The organism is Marinomonas lutimaris (assembly GCF_019426345.1).
GTDB lineage: Bacteria > Pseudomonadota > Gammaproteobacteria > Pseudomonadales > Marinomonadaceae > Marinomonas > Marinomonas lutimaris.
In genome coordinates this window covers 446,574-466,561 of sequence record NZ_JAHLLW010000001.1, presented here as the reverse complement: position 1 = coordinate 466,561, position 19,988 = coordinate 446,574, and the positions used below count along the sequence as shown (strand labels likewise).

Annotated in this window: 14 protein-coding genes; 2 read left to right on the top strand and 12 right to left on the bottom strand. The window is 43.6% G+C overall.

Annotation, left to right across the window (positions count from 1 at the left end; genetic code table 11):
* Positions 1-12 precede the first annotated feature (12 nt).
* From KPL72_RS02015 to KPL72_RS01995, 5 genes are read right to left on the bottom strand one after another with little or no spacing between them, the layout of a single operon-like run.
* Entirely contained in the window at positions 13-657 is a 645-nt protein-coding gene (locus tag KPL72_RS02015) for a CpaD family pilus assembly protein (protein WP_219701607.1), read from the bottom strand.
* An 18-nt stretch (positions 658-675) separates the two neighbouring features.
* Entirely contained in the window at positions 676-2,067 is a 1,392-nt protein-coding gene (locus KPL72_RS02010; RefSeq protein WP_219701605.1) for a type II and III secretion system protein family protein, read from the bottom strand.
* Positions 2,068-2,114: 47 nt separating this feature from the next.
* Complete coding sequence (gene cpaB, locus KPL72_RS02005) at positions 2,115-3,044, bottom strand: Flp pilus assembly protein CpaB (RefSeq protein ID WP_219701604.1); 930 nt, start codon at positions 3,042-3,044, stop codon at positions 2,115-2,117.
* An 18-nt stretch (positions 3,045-3,062) separates the two neighbouring features.
* A complete protein-coding gene (locus tag KPL72_RS02000; RefSeq protein WP_219701602.1) occupies positions 3,063-3,623 on the bottom strand; it encodes an A24 family peptidase in 561 nt (186 codons plus the stop codon).
* A gap of 14 nt (positions 3,624-3,637) precedes the next feature.
* The gene (locus KPL72_RS01995) at positions 3,638-3,835 is read right to left on the bottom strand and encodes a Flp family type IVb pilin (protein ID WP_219701600.1); all 198 of its coding nucleotides are present in this window, start codon (positions 3,833-3,835) and stop codon (positions 3,638-3,640) included.
* 396 nt (positions 3,836-4,231) lie between these two features.
* Here KPL72_RS01995 and KPL72_RS01990 point away from each other — a divergent pair, with 396 nt between their 5' ends.
* Together KPL72_RS01990 and KPL72_RS01985 are read left to right on the top strand one after the other, a co-directional pair.
* Positions 4,232-4,897, top strand: a complete 666-nt coding sequence (locus KPL72_RS01990; protein WP_219701598.1) for a response regulator transcription factor — start codon at positions 4,232-4,234, stop codon at positions 4,895-4,897.
* A 124-nt stretch (positions 4,898-5,021) separates the two neighbouring features.
* Complete coding sequence (locus KPL72_RS01985; protein ID WP_249422044.1) at positions 5,022-6,278, top strand: HAMP domain-containing sensor histidine kinase; 1,257 nt, start codon at positions 5,022-5,024, stop codon at positions 6,276-6,278.
* Here KPL72_RS01985 and KPL72_RS01980 read toward each other — a convergent pair.
* The 7 genes from KPL72_RS01980 to znuB form a co-directional block, all read right to left on the bottom strand.
* On the bottom strand, positions 6,275-8,443 hold the full coding sequence (locus KPL72_RS01980; protein WP_249422043.1) for an efflux RND transporter periplasmic adaptor subunit: 2,169 nt from the start codon (positions 8,441-8,443) through the stop codon (positions 6,275-6,277). The two genes, KPL72_RS01985 and KPL72_RS01980, sit on opposite strands and share 4 nt — an antisense overlap.
* Positions 8,428-9,780: an efflux RND transporter periplasmic adaptor subunit gene (locus tag KPL72_RS01975; RefSeq protein ID WP_219701594.1), complete on the bottom strand. Its 1,353-nt coding sequence runs from the start codon at positions 9,778-9,780 to the stop codon at positions 8,428-8,430. Before KPL72_RS01975 ends, KPL72_RS01980 begins: the two co-directional genes overlap by 16 nt.
* A complete protein-coding gene (locus KPL72_RS01970) occupies positions 9,777-10,592 on the bottom strand; it encodes an efflux RND transporter periplasmic adaptor subunit (RefSeq protein WP_219701592.1) in 816 nt (271 codons plus the stop codon). The genes KPL72_RS01975 and KPL72_RS01970 overlap by 4 nt, the downstream gene beginning before the upstream one ends.
* Positions 10,589-12,268: a TolC family protein gene (locus tag KPL72_RS01965; RefSeq protein WP_219701590.1), complete on the bottom strand. Its 1,680-nt coding sequence runs from the start codon at positions 12,266-12,268 to the stop codon at positions 10,589-10,591. Before KPL72_RS01965 ends, KPL72_RS01970 begins: the two co-directional genes overlap by 4 nt.
* A 50-nt stretch (positions 12,269-12,318) precedes the next feature.
* Complete coding sequence (locus tag KPL72_RS01960; protein WP_219701589.1) at positions 12,319-17,319, bottom strand: beta-propeller fold lactonase family protein; 5,001 nt, start codon at positions 17,317-17,319, stop codon at positions 12,319-12,321.
* Between the two features lie 99 nt (positions 17,320-17,418).
* The gene (locus KPL72_RS01955; protein ID WP_219701587.1) at positions 17,419-19,005 is read right to left on the bottom strand and encodes a TadE/TadG family type IV pilus assembly protein; all 1,587 of its coding nucleotides are present in this window, start codon (positions 19,003-19,005) and stop codon (positions 17,419-17,421) included.
* A gap of 188 nt (positions 19,006-19,193) precedes the next feature.
* Complete coding sequence (znuB, locus tag KPL72_RS01950; protein ID WP_219701586.1) at positions 19,194-19,985, bottom strand: zinc ABC transporter permease subunit ZnuB; 792 nt, start codon at positions 19,983-19,985, stop codon at positions 19,194-19,196.
* Positions 19,986-19,988: the final 3 nt, after the last annotated feature.

Genomic DNA, 19,988 nt, shown 5'->3' with positions numbered 1-19,988 from the left:
GATCTTCCTGCCTTAATCTTCATTAAAGTCGATATCTAACAGAGGTGTAATGTCTGCTTCGTGGTAACGCTTCACTGCACCGACAGCATTAATTCCATCAGCAGAATCTAATGTTCTGGCGCGTATCAGGTCTCTTGGATTTACTACCATTCGGGCAATATTAGAGCGATTTGCACAGCCTAATGTCCCCACCGCGTCGAATGGTTTAACGCTCCATGTGGTGCTGTCTTCAATAACACAATCTGGCGTCACAACGATAATGGCCTCTGATACCACATTCAGATCCCACGCAGTCTCAGCTTCTTGATAGACCAACGGCTGGATAAATAAACTCTCTCCCTGAACCCCCAATTCCAACAAAGACTGCCCCAAACGCTGAGCAAACTGCTCCCCTTGCTCACTTAATGGTTGAATTCGAATCGTTTGATTAGACAAACGCCCTTGGTTTTTCAAAAGACTATTTAATCCAGACAGAGACGATGGCGTTAAACTGCCGCTCGGCTGAACTTTTAATGAGATAGACGAGGCTGTCGGCTTTACCGAAAAGGATTCATTCTGACGCATACTCGAGTCAGGGCCATTTCTTAACTGATGAACAGTGCGATCACAGCCACTCAACAACACCAGAATCGCAATTGTAAAAGTGATAACACGCATAACTAAACCACCTAATAATTAATACAGATAACCGGCTGATGCCAAGGGAGGTAAATGAGCATCAATGGTACTAATGCCTTTCGCAGGGGTTTGTAGATCACCCGAAGAAGTCGGCGCTACAACATAAGCCGTGGCAATAATAACCAGCTCGGTTTCTTCTTTTTGATTGGTTTCAGATTCAAATAAGCGACCAAGGCCTGGAATGCTGCGTAAACCTGGCACCCCAGTCACCGTTTGACTCACACTGCTGCGCAACATACCTGCTAATGCAAAGCTTTGACCGCTGGCCAATTCGACTGTCGTGTCAGCTCGACGCACCTTAAAGGCTGGAACCGTTAGTCCTTGTAACTCTACTGCACCTTCTTCAGTTAAATCACTGACCTCAGGAGCAATATGCAAACTAATACGATTAGGTGATAACAGAGTCGGAGTCATGCGCATGATGACGCCATACTGCTTATATTCGATCGTAACGTTATTGTTTGTAATGATTACAATCGGCACTTCCCCACCAACGGCAAAGCCTGCTGTTTCACCTGACATAGCAGTTAGATTAGGTTCGGCTAAAATACTCGCAAGTCCATCATTTGATAGTGCAGATAAAACTCCACCGAGGTTTCCCGATGCACCACCAAAAACAGCGTTTGTCACACCACTCCCAGTGAAGGCTCCTGTTGTAGCATCAAACAAACTCGCACTATTACGAGCAAAATATTTCCCATTATCAAACAAAGCATCCCAACTAAATCCTAAGCTACTGCTCAAATTTCTGGAAACCTCAACAATACGAACACTGATATTAATCTGAGAAGACAGCTCTACTTTTAACTGATTCACTATACGTAACGTCTGGCTGCCAGCACCAGCATTGCCAGTCGCATCACCACCGACAAAAGCCTCAATACTATCGATCACTTTTTTGGCTTGTTGCGGGGTTTGGACTGAGCCACGGACAATAAGTCCATTCTCCGTCGCAGGCCCAACCTGCACATTAGACCCAGGAACTTCTTGAGCAACTTGTTTCGTTAAACTATCTAAATCATATCCAGCATTAAGTGTTAATGCCAAGATGACCTGATTCTCATCGTCTAACGCATACAAAGAGGTTGAACCCGATTTTTTGGCGAACACAAAAACATTGTCGGGTGATGGCATTTGAAAACTAGCAATATCAGGATTGGCAATCAGCACCTTCGCAGCATTTTGCGGCAAGGTTAAAAGCTTCCCCTGATTCACAACTAAATTGACATTACCGCTGACTTCAACCTGTTGATAAGCGGAAGTCCCTATAACAGACTGACTCTCGGACGTATTATTCATGGGCTCAAGGTAAGCGGCTCGGCTTACTCCAGACAGCAGAAACACCCCAAAAAGCAAAGGGACAACGAGTAAATTACATTTAAAGGACATCAAACAACTTCCACAATAAATAAACTGAAAGGAACGGCGCAATACTCTTAATTAGCAAATTCTGACACTTCTTTTGACTCACCTCGGAACATCACAACAGAAGATTTTTCGGCGTTTTTTCGAGGTTTAAAGCTATCGTATATATCGGTTACTTGGCCAAGAGTGGTGACCTCATCACGCGCTGCTATTCGATTTTCATCCGAAGAGCCAACAAGCATTTCGTTTCTCACGCTTCTCAAAGCAAGCTGTAAAACCCCTATTTCACGGGCTACCGTTAATCGCTCAACATCTTTCGGGAAGACTTCCAACGTCACCGTTTCATAGAACTTACGCTTTTTTGCTCCGCTTTTTTCTTCCGTAGGCTTTTCTTTCGCCATCTCTTCAACAGCATCGTTCAGCGCTAATACTCGAACATTTCTAAGTAGGGTTTGTGAAGCCAGTTTAGGTAACTCAATTGATGCCATTGGATCTGCTTCACCACCGTTTTCTTGGTCCCGTTTTAGCCCCAAAACCACATCGACGCGATCCCCTGCTGACACCAACCCAGCATTGCTTGTCACCGCATCAGCAGGAATAGCAACCGCCCTCATTCCAGGTTCAAGAACAGAAGCGATAAATCCCGCATCACCAGGGAGAACAACCACACGGCTACCTAATACATCCCCTTTAGCCACAGGTTCTCTGACCGTTGCCCCAAAGACAGCATCAACTTGATCAACACCTTTCAAAAAGTAGCTATGTGACTCGTACTGTTTATCTACAGCCAACCATTGCACTGCTGAGTTATCAATAAAATCACCAGGCACAAGATCTTTTGAGGCAGCAAGAACTGGCGTAAATACAGGCTTAGGAGCAGGGGCCGCCTTAACAACAGGGGCTGGCGGCGGAGGTGTCGATGCCAACACCCTAACTAAAAGCGCGCCACCTATCGCAAAAACCAACGCACCAGATATAAAAAAAACAGACGAAACTTTCATAACTTCCAAACCATAGAATTAGTGAGAAAATGGGCTTATTAATAAATAAAATGCCCCACCAGAAATAGCCAACCCGTAAGGCAGCCCTTTAACACCTTCACGTGAAAACACCAAAGGCGCTGGAATTTTCAACCGAGGAAATCGGCTCGAAATTTGCACAATCACTTTGGCTCCAGCAATTTCCAATAAAGACAAAACGGGCATAAGAAGCGCAAGCATTCCTCCCACTAAAGCGGTAACAACAAGAAAGACCAACTGATTGTCGTAACCAACCCATAGACATAAAACAGACATCAACTTGACATCTCCTGCTCCCATTTGCCCAATCAAGAAAAGTCCAAAACCAACAACCAGCACACCAACAGCACCAGCAATGGAATAACCTAAATAACTCAGCAAATCCTCTGAAGGTACATTCGAGTAGGGACCAACAGACCAGAAAGATGAAATGGCGATCCCACACCACCCCAATAGCAAGCCAACGATCAAAACATTATGAATACGGCGATAGAAAAGGTCCGTGAGAATCACCCAAGCAGAGGTAAACACCAGAACAGAAGAAACAAAAATGTCTGTCATAGGGATCACACTACTTATTCAGACCCAGGATTACTGGTATTGGTTATTTGATCCGCAATGGAAGAAAAACGTTCTTTCAAAGCAGTAACAAATACCCCATCAGACCCGAAAATCACCCCAATTGCCGCCGCCATCGCCGCCGCCAAAATGCCATATTCAATGGCTGTCACGCCTCGCTCATCAGACAAAAAACGTCGTACGCTCGCTTTCATAATTCTTCCTTTTCCAAACTAAAAATAATCTTATGTGTGACTCAACTCGACATATATTAAGATTGATTCTCATTAACAACTCAAGAAGCGAAGCATTAAGAATGCTTAATGAAAGTAAGCTGGCTCTTTGCTACTCAGTTGCTAGGATGAGCAGACCTGACAAGAAAAAGACAAAAGAAATTGAAGCCCTAGACTTTTAAAAAAGCCAAAAATTAAAAATAACTTATAAAAAACAATTATTTATAAAGACAACAAGAACTTAATATTTAAGGTTTGTAAGAAAATGTAAAAAAACAGCAAGTACGCTATTGATAATCATTATCAATATGAACTAGTATACCGACACACCTCTCGGCCATTCATTACTATTTTTTTATTCTATAGAGATAAGAAGCTATGCGTATTCTCGTTGTTGAAGATGATGCCTCCGTTAGCCATTGGATTAGCAGCAAGCTGCATGTCTCAGGTCATACATGCAAGCTAGTCGATAATGGCGAAGACGCACTAAAACTGATTAAAGAAGAAGTCTTTGATGTCATTTTACTAGACCGTATTTTACCGAAATTAGATGGTATACAACTGCTGGGCTTATTAGAAAATACACCGCATCCACCCATACTTATTTTATCGGCCAATGATCAAATTTCGGACCGAATAGAAGGACTTAGGGCGGGTGCTGATGACTATCTTGGAAAACCTTTTGACTTCACAGAGCTACTGTTGCGCTTGGAAAGGCTGTACTGCCGCACCAAGAAAATCGCTTCAAGTAACTTAATTAAGATCAAAGACATGATGATCAACCTTGAACTACATGAAGTAACCCGTTCAGGACAACGTATAGACTTAACGAACAAAGAATTCAAGTTGCTTTATGTGCTGGCAGAACACCCAGGCCAAACAGTGACTCGTAGCATGCTGTTAGAAAAAGCATGGGGTTATCATTTCGATCCTCAAACCAATGTGCTTGATGTCCACCTTTCAAAATTAAGGCATAAGCTAGATGGCGGATCTAAAAACCCTATTATTCGAACCATTCGCTCGGTTGGTTATGCACTAGGATAATTCTGTGTTTATTAAGCCTTTACTTCATAGCAGCAGCTTCAGACAAGCTGCAACGATCGCCTTTATTTGTTTACTCATATCTTCCGCCTCAGTTTTTATTTGTGACTTTGTTTTAGATAACATAATGAAAAGCCATGTTCGAGGAATGATCTTTGAAAACATTGAAAACCAAACATTAAAAACGGCGTTCAGCAGTAGTAATGAATTGGCAGAAAAACTAAAAAACGAAAATAAAAAGGAGGTCAGAAAAGATCACTTCACCTTCATTTTCGACGAAAATGGTCGCATTTTATCCGACAATAGCCAATACATATCCAATCAACATATCGCCACCTTACAACAAAACAATATCAACCCACCTAGCATTATCTCACTCGAAAATAACGACATGGAGCTACTGGGACTATTAGTACCGTTAGCCGATGGTGGCATGTATTTTAACGCTTACAATATTCAACCCATGATCCAACAGACCAGAATTATTCCTCTCATGACAGGCGCTGGATTATTGGCAATACAATTGATGATTCTATTGATCAGCTTACCTTTTAGCTTGCATAACCTTTATCGGGTGAACCACATAATAGAAGCCTTAGAGCACTACGCTAAAGGCAAACACAGCGTTAGGGTCGATTATAAAAACAATGGCGACGAGTTCGGGCAGCTAGGCCAAGAAATCAACCTTGTACTGGGTCGCACCCAACGGCTCATGGGAGAAGTGAGAGACATTACCAGTCACGTGGCCCATGAGCTAAGAACCCCTCTAACACGGTTACAACACAAACTAATCAATATATCGGAACGAGTGGAAGGAGAAGAGCTTAAAGAACTAGAACAAGCAATCAAAGAAACCGAGCAAATCCAAGTGCTCTTCCGCTCTATCATGCGCCTTTCTGAAGTAGAAACAGGACAAGTAAGCCACCAAAAAAACAAAATCAATGCTTATGAAATACTACACGAAGTCTATGAATACTATCAGCCATTAGCAGAAAACTATGATATTCAGCTTGCTATAGAAGCCTCTAAAAAACACTTCTTCTACGCTGATAAAATTCTTATTTTTCAAGCAATTGCTAACCTTTTAGACAATGCCATCAAATACGCACCAGAAAGCAAAGTGATCACCTTGAGTATCGATTCTTCATTGGGGAACACCTTTATAAAGGTGACAGACCAAGGCAAAGGCATTCCAGATGAAAGTCTAGAATTTGTCACTCAACGCTTCAAACGTCTCTCATCCAAAAATGATGTCTTTGGACACGGTTTAGGGCTCACATTAATCCGTGCCATTGCGTCCTTACATAATGGTGAATTAATTCTCAGCAACGCACAGCCTGGGTTATGCGCTTGCCTGAAACTCAATTCAAATGAAATTAACTAGAACGATGATTCTCTAACGAACACAGACACAACTCTAGTCCATAGTCTGCTAGCAATGCTCTGCGAAGTCGCTTCCATCACCACCTTTCCTCTTATAACAAAACCGGCTTGTTCAATAGACTTATCTTCCAAGCTCATAAAAATACGATACAAAACATTTTCAGAGCGAGGCACACCATTACTCCCTTTGCCTTTTAATGATGCGATTGGGCCGCCATAAACCGACGCCAGTTCAGGAGCGGACGACAAATAACTTAGCCCAGTATCTTCAATTGACATAAGACGTGCTGGCAATACGCTATAAGAGATATTCTCGGGAATAAAATGCGCGTCGTTACCTTGCTGAATACGACCAACATCCACCTCGTCAACAAACGCCTCCAACCAATTTCCTTGCGCACCAATCAATGTCCCTAACCAAGCACCAGATGATAGCCAGCTGCCCTCCTGAAATTGATCTGAGACCTCTGCCATCACACCATCAAAAGGCGCACGAATAGACAATGATTCAATTTGCTGAGAAAGCGTTGCTAAGCGCTTAGACGAGGCGAACAGCTCTTCGCGGATCATTTGCAAGTTTGCCGATGCATGGCGATCAAATTGGTTTACTGCAATCTGTTTTTTCAATGTTGCTACACGTATTTCGAGATCGTCTTGCTCTTTCTCTAATTCTGGAGAAGAAAATAAATACAGTACTTGCCCTTGTTTAACGTTTTCCCCTGCGGACACAAAAACCGTCTGCAAACGCGCACCTTCTGGAACATAAATTCGAGACTCTTGCTTAGCCCTTAAAACACCATAAGCGATTACCTCACCTCGCCATGGGATAAATAACAGCCCAACAATAAGTATCAATAATCCCGCACTTAACAATGTATGTTTATTCCAAGACAAACGGGATCGTCTTAAATACCACTCTTTCACTTCGCGCATAATAGGTGACACAACAAACACCGCCATTTCCACGATAAACAAAAAAATCCCCAATAACTTAAAAGCAAAGTGATACACCATCAATGCGATACCAATAAATAAGAATAACCGATACACCCAAGTCACAAAGGAGTACAAAAGCAACATGCGCTGCATGGCTGACGAAAACACTTCTGGTGCCGCATCCTTGAAACCAAACAACCACTCCCTTAATTGCCAACGAGTAAAGGCAAAAGCGCGCTGCTGTAAATTCGCAATCCCCAATAAATCCGACAATAAAAAATAGCCATCAAAGCGCATAAAAGGACTTAAATTCACCAATAAAGACAATAGCCAAGTACTGGTTCCCAACATAAAAGCTAAGCTGCGCCATACGCCATCAGGCAAAAAACTCCATAACAAAATCGCCCACGCCGCCACAACCATTTCCACCATAACCCCGGCTGCACCAATCAGCATGCGCTGACGACGATTTTTAAGTCGCCAAGAGCTTGTAGTATCCGTGTATAAAACCGGCCAAAGAACCAATAAGGCCACGCCCATGGTCGCTACTCGGCCACCAAAGTATTTGCAAGTGTAAGCATGCCCCAGTTCATGCAGCGTCTTGGTTAAAGACAATGCCAGCGCCATCATTACAGCGCCTTCAAAAGAAAAGAAATGCAAAAAAGTATGAGTAAAAGTTCCCCATTGGCGACTCACGAGAAAGCCTCCAGCCAACAGAGCTAACAAACTCAAAAACCAAAAAATGGGACTGACAAAAAAACGCGCAATAGGCAAGGTCTTTTCAAGAAACGCATCCGGTCGGCACAGTGGCACACGGAAAAACAAATAATGTTTCAAAAGCCAACGCAGAGGGCTCAGTTGACGCTGCTTTTTGGCATCAGCCAACTGCTGAACGGCATCATTGGAATGGTTTTTTAAAAGATGATGACGACTTAAAAAGGCATAAAATGTTTTAACATCCTGAAGATCAATATCCAACGTTAAATGACGTCGAATATCCTCTACAATCGCAGCAGACGAAGCTAAAGACCAACGCGCCAGCATCTCCATCTCGGGCCAACCTAAGCGATAAAATTGACCGCTCAAAGGATCTTCTAACGTCCAAGTTGGGGCACCATCTCGATCTGTTGGTCCTTCAAAAAGACGCAACTCGTTTCTTAACTCCCCTAACGACTCTTCTTTCACACTCTCGTGCCCTGATACTGCTGCCACATCTACCACGCTAACCATATACGCAATTCAGAAAGAGGTTTTCTAAATAAGTAATAAAACAGGGTGGTGTATTCACCGTATAACTTGGCGACGCCCTTTTTACCAAGACGCAAAGAATGACCTGAATCCGTAAAACGTCCCTTTAGCTGCAAAGCATATTGTCCATCTTCTGTGGGACTGGCTTTATAGGCAATTTTAACCAGTTCCGCCGCAACAGGGTTGGCTGGGTCACTGTTTAAAAACAGCTTCAACGACGAACCGATTTCCAGCTCGATCGCATCTTGCAAAGGCAAACGAATCTGTAATTCTGTCTTATTCGGATCAGCAATGGTCATAATAGGATCACCTAACGCCAATGGTTTCCCTAACCAATCCCCTTGATTATCAAAAATCACCACGCCATCGTAAGGCGCAACAATCTCGGTTCTCGTTAATTGCTGCTGGAGGTACGTCATATCTAATTGTGCCTGCGCTTGCTTGCCTTCTAATACCGCCAAAGCGGCCTTGCGTTGTTCATCAATAAAAGACTGCTGCTGCGCCATGCGCAATTCAGCTCGACTAATGGCATAGGTTTGGCGCGCTGTTTCAAGCTGTTGCTGCAACTCTTTTGCATCTAAACGGGCAACCACTTGACCAGCTACTACGGTGTCGTTTGGCCTAACCGTCAACTCCCTGACAATCCCTTTAATCGGCGCACGTAAAATATTTGGTTGCTGAGGTACAATTTCAGCAGGGGCTATGACAGATTGTTGAATAGGAATACATAGCAAGCCTGCAAGCAGAGAACCGCCCACCGCCCACCAACGCCATGATTTATTCTTGAAAAAATGGCGGCGCTGTCGAATAAATGACTGCCAAGCATGACCATAAGCGCTTAATAGAAAAGATAATAATTTTTTCTCACGCAAATTTAGTTCTTGTTCTTTCGACAGTAATAAACTAGCAATCAAATCGCCATTAGCATTTTGTATGGGCAACCAAATAAGGCGCGCAGAAAAGTAATCGGCAAAACGAGCCGCATCATCAAATGCCAGTTGAGTGGGATCAATAGAATGAATTCGCTGCGCTTTATCTGTTTGAGAAATGCCTTTCAATACGCCATTTGCCCAAGTACAAAAAGGCGCATTCGCGTCAATATCGACCAATCCAGATGCCCCAACTAACTTTCCACTCTGGGCATCCCACAATAAACTTTGTTCGTAGGTGAGCAGAAGTCGAGTCTCATTAAGACAAATGAATTGCAGCTCATCTAAGCTTTGTGTAGAACGAGCCTTTGCTTCTAATTGCAGCAAATTTAACAAGGCATGCTCTGTGGTCACTTCCGTCGCCAAGGGAGCAGAACGAAGAGTCGTCATGGCGCAGTATTTCCCCCGAGTGCTTTAGAGTAAGAAAACAACGCGCTTCCACTCATCCCCGGTAACAATAGTGCTTTGCTTTTCGAGGAAATTTGTCCAAACACAGAGAAAGACTGGCTCAAAGGATCAATCACCGATCCTAAGCGAGTCACGCGGGCTTCATACTCTTGATTGGTTTCATCCAGCTGAACAGTAAAAGTATCCCCGATATTCACTCGACTAATCCAACGAGAAGGCACAATCAACTCCACTTCATAAGCACTGGTATTATAAATTTCTAGGAGCGGCTCCCCTTCAGAAACAAACTCGCCTTGCTCAACCAAACGTTTCGACACTCGGCCAGAGAAAGGCGCGGCAATCGCACAGCGTTTTACCATCACCTCACCGATCTTGCGCTCGGCTTCAGCCATAATAAAATCTGATTCGGCTTGACTGACATCCAACACACTAATGGACTGTAAATTATCCAAACGCTGCGCTATGGCATGCTTTTTTTGCGCCGTTGTTTCCGCTGCAATCGCATAATCCAACTTAGCTTTGTAAATGCCACAATCAAAGGCGACCAATTGCTGGCCTTTCTTGAAACTCTGTCCTTCTTTCCATACCAAAGTTTCAATACGCCCCGACAACTGACTCGACAACACCATCTTATCCTGTGCTTTTAATTGCACCCGAATCGCGTGATTATCCGCCATGGCGCTTTCTGTATACACTTCACTTGCAAAGGCGCAAGGCAATGCAAGTACACAGCCCAATCCCAATAAACAAGCAAACTTCTTAGCACGGCACCGTGCCACCAAGGTCATAATCATTGCGAGTAATCAGTATAATCAGTAACAGACACTTCTTGTAATGATCCTCGATTTTCTAATACAACACGCTGCATAGAATCACTTTGGCTTGAATGAGCTTTCTTATACTCCTCTACCATGCTGGGATATTGCTCCACCAACACATCCTTAGAAAACAATGTTGCCTGTGTGATTTTTCCTTGTTTTAACAAGTTATCTTGCTGAGCAATAGAACCGGACAATGCCGCAACACTGGTTCCTGCAATTTCTTTTGGCAATGGGTCTAAGCCCGCCGCTTGATAGATGGCACCATAAGAACTTTGCATCGCCGAGAAGCTGCGGTCACGGCTACGGGTCGCCAAGACACTTTCTGTAGCGATGCGCACACGCTCCACTAAAGATTGAGTGTTATTCTGATAAGCGCCTGTACTTTGCGTTAAAATCGCATTCTGAATACGTGATAATTCTAAAGCTCGCTGGTACTGGTTATTAGCTTGTTTATATTGCTGCCAAGCAATGTTTACCTGAGTTAGCACAGCCATTCTTAACGCTTGTCTGCGAAGGTCAGCAACGGACTGTTTCACTTCTCCTACTCGTTTAATATCAGAGTATGAAAACGCACCGAGCAAGTTCCAACTCACTTGAACTCCAGCATCAGCCCAATCCTTGTTCACAGAGTAACTATTGCTGTTGTAATGCGCACCAACAAATAATGACGCACCAGGTAACAGACGTGTTAACGCAGAACGAGTTTCTAATGCGACGTTACGAGCCTGATAGGCTTCTTCGTTAATCTCTGGTCGATTAACCATCGCCAAGGCTTCCAAATCTTCCAAGCTGTAACGTATATCCATCGGCGAAACGTCTTGCTCAGCTAGCTCATAACGCGTTGCAGGCGGTAAATTCATTAAGCTCGCCAAACGCGACTTCGACGTAGCCAAATCACCTTCTAGAGTCTCTAAGCGACTAATCATTTCCAATAAGCTTTTCTGGTATTGAAGGGATTCCAATGGCGAAATTAAACGCTCTGCGCCCGTTTTTTTAGACGTCTCCAAAGCCGCATAAGCGTCTTTCAAGGTTCTTTTAACCACAGGCTGCAGCTGCTGCGCCGTCACGGCATCCCAATAAGCACCGCGCACATTCTGAATAATGTCAGCGACCACGCTACGACGGCGCTCTTCTGCAGCTAACACATTATTCGCTTGTGCTTTAGATCCAAAATAGCCGATACCAAAGTCCAAGATATTCCATGACACACTTAAATCTGCCGAGTTTGTCGTCTTATCTTGGCTCGTAGAAGACACCAAAGACTCTTGCCCTGTGGCAATGGACTTACTCGATGACGCCGCTTCGTTATTGCGTGTTTTCCAGCCTGCACTGGCTGCCACTTGGGGCAACATGTCAAAGCTTTTTAGCCCTAAGATATTGTCTTCGGCAAGCTTTTCCATCAATGCTAAGCGCTCTTGCAGGTTATATTTCACTGCTCTCGCCATCGCTTCTTCTAGTGTAATTGGCTTTACCACGGGTTCTTGATTTTTAAACATGGCCGCGCGATCAGATTCCACCAGCGCCAGTTTTTGATCAAATGTCATAGGTGTTGGCGTAACAGAGCACGCCGTTAAAGCCAGCATTAAAGCACCACTCAATGCAGTTCTCTGAAAACCTTTTGTTGTTAGTACCGTATTTTTTATATTCACATCAAAACCTTACTATCGAAAATGTTGATTCCGTTCATATCCATAAAGAGTCAATTAACAGACAATTCTGCAAGCAACGCCTGGCTGTCGTCCGACAAGCTCATTAATCCCGCATTTTTTACTTGCTGAGCAAAAGGTACTGCTGAGGCTTGTTGAGCCGCCTGTAATGTCACCTCGACAGGCACTATCGAAGCATTACCCTGCTCATCTACCACCAATATCTGAAGCTCTATCTGATCGGTTGCTTCAAGCACCGTTTTATTGATCGTCAATTCACCAGTGTCCGCATCAAATTCCACTCCGTCAGGTAACGAAACACCATCCGCCAACGTCACTGCAAGAATGGTTTTTTCTTCTACTGACAGCACGTTATCCAGTAACGAAAATGCTACTTGACGATCCCCTCCCAGCCACGTAAGTGAAACAAAACGATAAGCTTCTATTGGCAAGGGAGACGAAATTTCGGATAGACGGCTTACATCACCGTTTTCAGAAGATAGTGTCGTTATTCTTTGGTTATTCGCCTCAGATAAGCCAAAATCAGGAGCTGAAGGAAAAGCTGTCGAAGGAAAACGCCCTATGTCTCCCTGCAGCAAAGTATCACCTATATCAGGACCAAAAGAAGGTTCTCTATTGGCCAAGGATGAAATGAGCGCATCATTCTCATTCGAAGACTGATCCGTCAATGGCAGCCGCTCAACCACCAAATCAAGCTCTAAACTGGCTGATTGCAGTCTAGGGTCTGTGGCCGTAAACGTTAAAGAAAAAGCACCAGATTCAGAAGCTCGCCCCAAAATCGTTCGGGTCAGCGGGTCAAAAGTTAATCCCGTTGGTAAACCAGTAACACTCCAAGTGAGGGGTTCGCCCCCAGCATCAACAAACAAGCCCTCAGGCAACACGATAGAAGTAGGAGCAGTTTCCATTACCGATGGAATAACATAACCACCAGTGGCTTCTGGAATGCTGTTGCGGACAACGTTTAACTCTGACTGGAATTCAACGCTATTAATCTCTCCATCATTAGCTGAAATGGTAAAGATCTGGGTGATTGCTTCGGTTAAATTAGGGTTTTCATAGGATACATTTTGTACCAAGGTATTCACTTGAATCTGTGTAAGGTCACCAGTAATCGCGACTGTCAGTACACCATTTTCCGCCGTGAATGTACCGACAAGTGCGTCATTAAAGAACAGGTTTTCACCCTGAATACTGAACCCTGAACCGGATAATATATCGAAAATATCATCGGCACTTGGTGACGTAGATTGGATCGACAAAGTCAATCCCTTGTAATTATCTAACGCAGCAAATTCAGCATCGTAAATAGCCGTGGTAGGTGCTAATGCCACTGCTTCGAAGCCTATTTCATAAGCAGTGACTTGGCGACTTAGCGGCTCAAAAATGGCGACACTATTACCTTGTAAATAGATATATCCATCCTTGCTTACATTGATTTCTTTACCATCCGAAACAGCTTGCGTTACCGTACTGATCAAGGTTAATTGACCGTCATACCCAATCACATAACGGTTTAAGGTACCCTCTGATGTAGAGACCAATAGTTCTCTGCCATTATTTGAGACAACCATGTCTGTCAAATTTTCAACAATCAAGTTGTCTTCCGTATTAACCACGCTAAGAGATTTATCAGCCGTATTGTAAGCATAGGTATAAATACTCGAACCATTCACCACATAGATATAAGTACCATCATCAGTCACTGCTATGTGACTCAATGAATCCAGCTTTGCCGTTTGAGCAAAGGAATCGATGTAACCATTACTAATCCAAGCTAGTTCATTGTTGGCTCGATCAACCACTATCACACTAGCGTCATTATAGTTACTCGTTACAAACACATAATGGTCTGATACCGTTAATGCAGTTGGCTGCCAAAGCGGCGTTGTAGAATTTGCTATAATTACCTCAGACGTCAATATTCCGGTTGATGTATCGCGAGACATCACACCTAACCCATTGTCATAAAGGTAATAGGCATTTTCACCATCATCTGACAACACTAAATCCGTTATGCTATTGATTGAAAAATCATCCCCCTCAATCACTCTTTGCGTCTCTGTCAGCTCACTACTCCCATTTAACGAAAAAACAGCAATAACTCCTCTGTCTACAGGAACATTCCAACTAATAGCTTCGTAATGACCAAGTGCATACAAAGATTTGCCATCTGCTGTAGTTACCAATTTATCAACGGACTCTAACCCTTCAATCGAAGGAAGCGTTATTTGATAAACCCACTCTCCGGTGTCAGCATCGCGATTAAATACGGCAATATTCCCCTTGCTGTCTGCCACATAAAAAATGGTCCCGTCGCCCGATACCGTTGACGCAGCAACATTTTCTAAGCCTTCTATACTGTCCAAATTAGCAATAAGCCCTATATCATCCGCCGACACCTCAAGGGCATCTCTAACTAAAGGCGCATCATTTACAGCGATAATATCGACCTGTGTGCTTAACCCTGCTGATGTAAGCCCTAAATGATTAGTCATTGTTGCCGTTATCGTTAGCGTAGCTACAGGCGAATCACTGGTGCTTTTATATTGAATCTGGTTCAAAATATTTTTGACATCTTCCGTTGTAGGTGTCGCTCCGTTATTTTCAGTAAAAGTCACTGTCAACTCACCATCACTCACGGATACAGTTCCTATGATGACACCGTCCTTTAGTATTTCTGTTCCTTTACTCAAGGTCAGATTATTACCATCCGAAAATGACAACACATCGCCTGGCGAAGCATCGTCAATCGAAACCGTCATTACAGCGCGGTGGTAGCTTCCTAAGCCATTATTGTAAGCATCCATTTGCTCATCTACGGGTAAATTTGCGTCAGGAAAAACACTAAAAGCAGGACTTCCTTCTATGTACGATATATTTCCTGTGTCACCACTTAAAACGGGGGCCGAGTTTTGCCCTTGTTCAAAAGTAATAACCGCTTCATCTTCATAGGTAGTTGTAAGGCTACTGCTTCCATCCCATGGCTCCACAACAGACAAAGCTACAGTACGCTGATCGACAATTTCTTTACCTTCATATTTATAGCTAATACTATCAATCAAAGAAGCGGCTTCTGTCGCGGACTGTTGTAAATACAAGGTCACGGTAGTGGTATCACCCGATTTAGTTACCATATAAGATAAACCGCTGCTGATTGTCGATGGCCCTGACGTTGTGGACAAAATCAATTTACTGTCGCCAATTTTCAACACATCAAAAGAAGAAGCACCCGTAATATTTAAAACCACTTGCCCAATCAATTGGCCCTTTTCTACCGTATCTATGCTAGTACCTGAAAATAATGGAGTGTAATCACTACCTGTTGGATAGATTATCTGTGCAGGTGTCGTGGTAAGAATAGAGGGATCATTGACATCAATGAGATTTACTATGACATCTAAAGAAGTTTGATTACCGTCACCGTCATCAACCATGATGACAAACGTAGGTGATGCTCCATTCGCCAGAGGATCATTACTGGTGTTAGCGTAAGAAATCTGACGCAGCACATTTTGAGCAGTTTCATGGTTAGTTGCACTCGTAAAATTCACCATCAATGAATTATCAAAAACAACAAAGGTCGCTATTTCAACGCCATTTTGAAGAATTTTCCCGTCTTCCAGCGTCAAACCATTACCGTTTATAAAACCATAAGAATCTTCCTCTAAACCGCCAGATTCCCGCACAACATTGAAGCTTGCACCTTGATAATCATCTAACTCATCTAATTCAGAATCTCCAATACGTCCACTTGGTAGTAATAACACACTGCCATCGCCCTCTACATGAGAAGGTTTATTCACAGCCAGATCATAAGTAAGTATAGACTCTCGAGAAAACTGGGTATTTAACACAAAAACTTTACGACCATCGGCACTTAAATAGGACTTGCTACTCTCACCAAACTCGCCACCTAAATCACCACCGAATCCTCCCGATAAAGTATCAACCTTTGTTAAGCTTTGATTCGTTTCATCATAAGAAAAAACATCGGCATTACTGCCTAAAACAAACACACCAGCCCCATTGTCCGACACCACAATACTTTGCGCACCAGCTGACAATGCATAGCGATTGTTAAATGCTAAGATGCCATCATCACTTAATGTCATGACTAATATTTCAGATTCACTTTCTGAGTAGCTATTCAAGGCATAGACAGCTTTACCATCTTTAGCAACGACAATAGACTGAATGGTAAAGCTTTCTTCTATGCCACTATCAACTGATGAAACAAACTGCAAAGTACCGTCATCATTAACGTTAAACAAAGTGAGGGCACTATTTTCTCCTGCAATCAGGTATTCGCCATCGTCACTGAGGGCTAATCGACGCACACCTTCCAACCCTGAAACTCCATCCTGCCCATTCGTATAGGCCCCAACTTCAGTAAAGTTTCCATCCTCACCAGCATCCAAAACAACAATGCTGTCACCAGCTGCGATATAAAAATGTCCGTTTGACATAATGATGTCTTCAACATACACACTGTCATTATCAATACCAAAATTTGATAAATCAGCTTTTGATTGAAACCCCAAAGCGCCAGTGTCAGCATTTCGAGTAAATGTCACTATGCTGTTATCAGTTTCCCCATACACATACACACTCTGCTGATCATCAGATAGCAGCACATGAGTCGCACCCGCTATCCCCTCTATATCCATCGTCCTAATAAGACCAGATGATTCTGTATACTCTTCGCTATAGTTATAATAAGTATGAACTAATGTAAGCTGTCCAGATTCATCGACACTAAAAACGCCTATCGCAGCAGAATCGCCACCGCCACTGTATACAGAATAAGCGTATTTACCATCAGAGCTAAGAGCCATACTTTCGACACCATTCAATGAATACTCAGAACCCTGAAGATCAGCTTTGCTGTCATAGTAAATATTAATATCGCCTTCTATTGTGGGCACCTCCCCTCTTGCATCGACAGCATTAGAAGCACTTAAATCAGTTTCAGCTGCCGACACCGCTGACAAAGTATCTGCTGCTTCAACCGCACCCTCAGCGTCAAACATCATCCGAGGTTCCAACGCGAGCACCTGTGAAGACCGTGATTTTTTAGGAAATAACATGATTAATACACTCCTGCTCTATCTAGCTGATTCCGGCAGCCTGAATTATTCAATTAAACGCGCGTAATAGTTACGGCGTATATCGTCTGCAATCTCTTCCAGAGACGATGCAATTTGGCTTTGCCCTTCGGTAAAATTAGAGGCATCAGCAAAGTGAAAGTTGCCATCGCCACTTGCACACTCCCGCAAACCAGGCCCTGCCACATCGGCAAACAAGGTACGACCAAAATCTTCCGGATCTCCAGGACGAACGCCAATAAAGAAAAATTTGATATTTTTACTATTAAAATCTCGACAAAGATCTGAAAAGCGCCGACGTGCAAATCCAGTCGAATCACTCGTTTCTTCTCCGAAGTAAAAGTTGTATGAATCGGTATCAAACCAATCACCAATGGTATTAACCAACATCACAATCACTTTCACATTGTTATTATCTGGGCTGAAATCGAGAGGAAGTTCATTATCTCCCCAGCCTACTGCCCCCCGCATATTGGGAGATAACGCAGCACCAGCCCAACTCATAGCGATGGCATAGTTCACATTAAAACGGGTAGACATCTGATCTAAGCGTGAATCAATTTTTGTCAAATCGTCAGTGAGTGGAAGTAGAGGAGCATCGGGGCAACCTTTGTCGGCAACAATCCAACGTGTATCCTCAGCTTGAGTATCGGGGAAATCAGGATTCGGCCCGACCCAAGAAACAGGAGATGCTCCAGGACTACCGTTTTCGGGAAGGTCATGACGATAATAAATTTCAAATTGCCCAGAAGGTGGCTGATCCCAAAAGAAATTCTCGCCCGCACTTAAACCACGATACATACATAGCAAATCAGCCTCTCGATCAGGGAAGCGAGGGTCTGCCAAGCTTCTAACTTTACCCGTTCTAAATAAGCTACGAAGCTCTGGCGGATTTAATGCCCCAAACTCCGCCCAGCGGTTTATGCGATCTGGATCATCAGGGTCATATACATTGACAGATTGACTAAAGGGCACTAAAGATAACCACACTTTCTGATTATTCGCTGTACCTGCCGATTCATCACCTAAAAGATTACGAGCGAATTCCTTGCTAACCTTACGTAGCGCTGCTAATTCTCCACTGTCTTCCGCACCAGAATTAGGCAAAATCAAAGCAACTTCTGTTGGACGAGACACCACCTCTACTGTGGAAAAAATAACTTGTTCTTGGCCACCTGCTTTCAAGAGGTCTGATTGCGCCGTTAGCGTGACACTCACCTTATAAGTTGGGCTACCATCCACTTCGCCTTTCGTGACAGTCACTTGCTCGGCTTCAATTTGATTAATGAGCCCAGAGTCCATGCCCAAATTACTCAACACATAACCACTCGCTATCTTTTGTAGATCCACGTCCTCATCATTACCATTCGCCAATTGAATATTACCAATCGCCAATGCTGCGACATCCGTCGCTCGCTTCACTTGAGCAGAACTATTCACCATCCTTGTAGTATCTACAGCAAAGGACACGGCAATGACGCCGCCAACAATAATCAACACAGCAAAAGGCAATACCGCACCAGCCTCATCCCGATAAAAAGCAGTGAATTCTCTAGAAGGTCGCAGCGCCGCTACAAACCTAGCAAACCAATTTTTTACTATTGCCACTTTCATTTCTTGTTCCAGCTCAAAGCGGTAAAAAAGTTGGCATGAGGTTAATGTAGATGATAACTATTCGCAACAAAATGCACGATCGGGTTTATTAATAATCATTAATGTTTGAAAAATGAAACAGAGAACAAAACCCAAAAAAAAGGCCACTTTGGTTTCCCAAAATGGCCTTCACTTGAATAGTAAGATATCTAGCTGAGACGCTTAAACGGCAGAGTGTAAGCCACTAGGAACAACAAAGCGGCACAGACAACGACACTTGGCCCAGTTGGTGTATCCCAGCGATAAGATGCCCACAAGCCGCCACACACAGACAGACAACCAATCAAACTAGCGAACGACGCCATCTGTACCGGCGTCTTCGACAACTTCCGTGCGGTTGCTGCGGGAATGATCATCAAAGAGGTAATCAGCAACACACCGACAATTTTCATCGCCACGGCAATCACCAAAGCCACCAGCAACATCAGCAATAGACGAATCGCTTCTACCGGATAACCTTCTACTTTTGCCAATTCTTCATTAACGGTTACAGCTAGTAGCGGCTTCCAAAATGTCACCAATAACGTGATAACCGCCAAACCACCACCGTAAATCCAGTAAACATCGGCTTGGTTAATCGCCAGCAAATCACCAAACAAATAGGCCATCAAATCGATGCGGATATTGTCGAGAAAACTTACTGCAACCAAACCAAGTGACAATGCCGAATGCGCTAGAATCCCTAACAAGGTGTCCGTCGCAATAATGTGTTTCTTCTGCAAAGTCACCAACACCAAGGCCAAACCAACACACAAAACGATAATGGCAAGATTCAAATTGATGTCTAATAAAAAACCTAACGCCACACCCAACAAGGCCGAATGCGCCAAGGTATCACCGAAATAGGCCATGCGTCGCCAAACGACAAACGCGCCTAACGGCCCTGCTACTGCAGCCACACCCAATCCACCTAACAAGGCTCTGAGCAAAAGATCTAACATGCT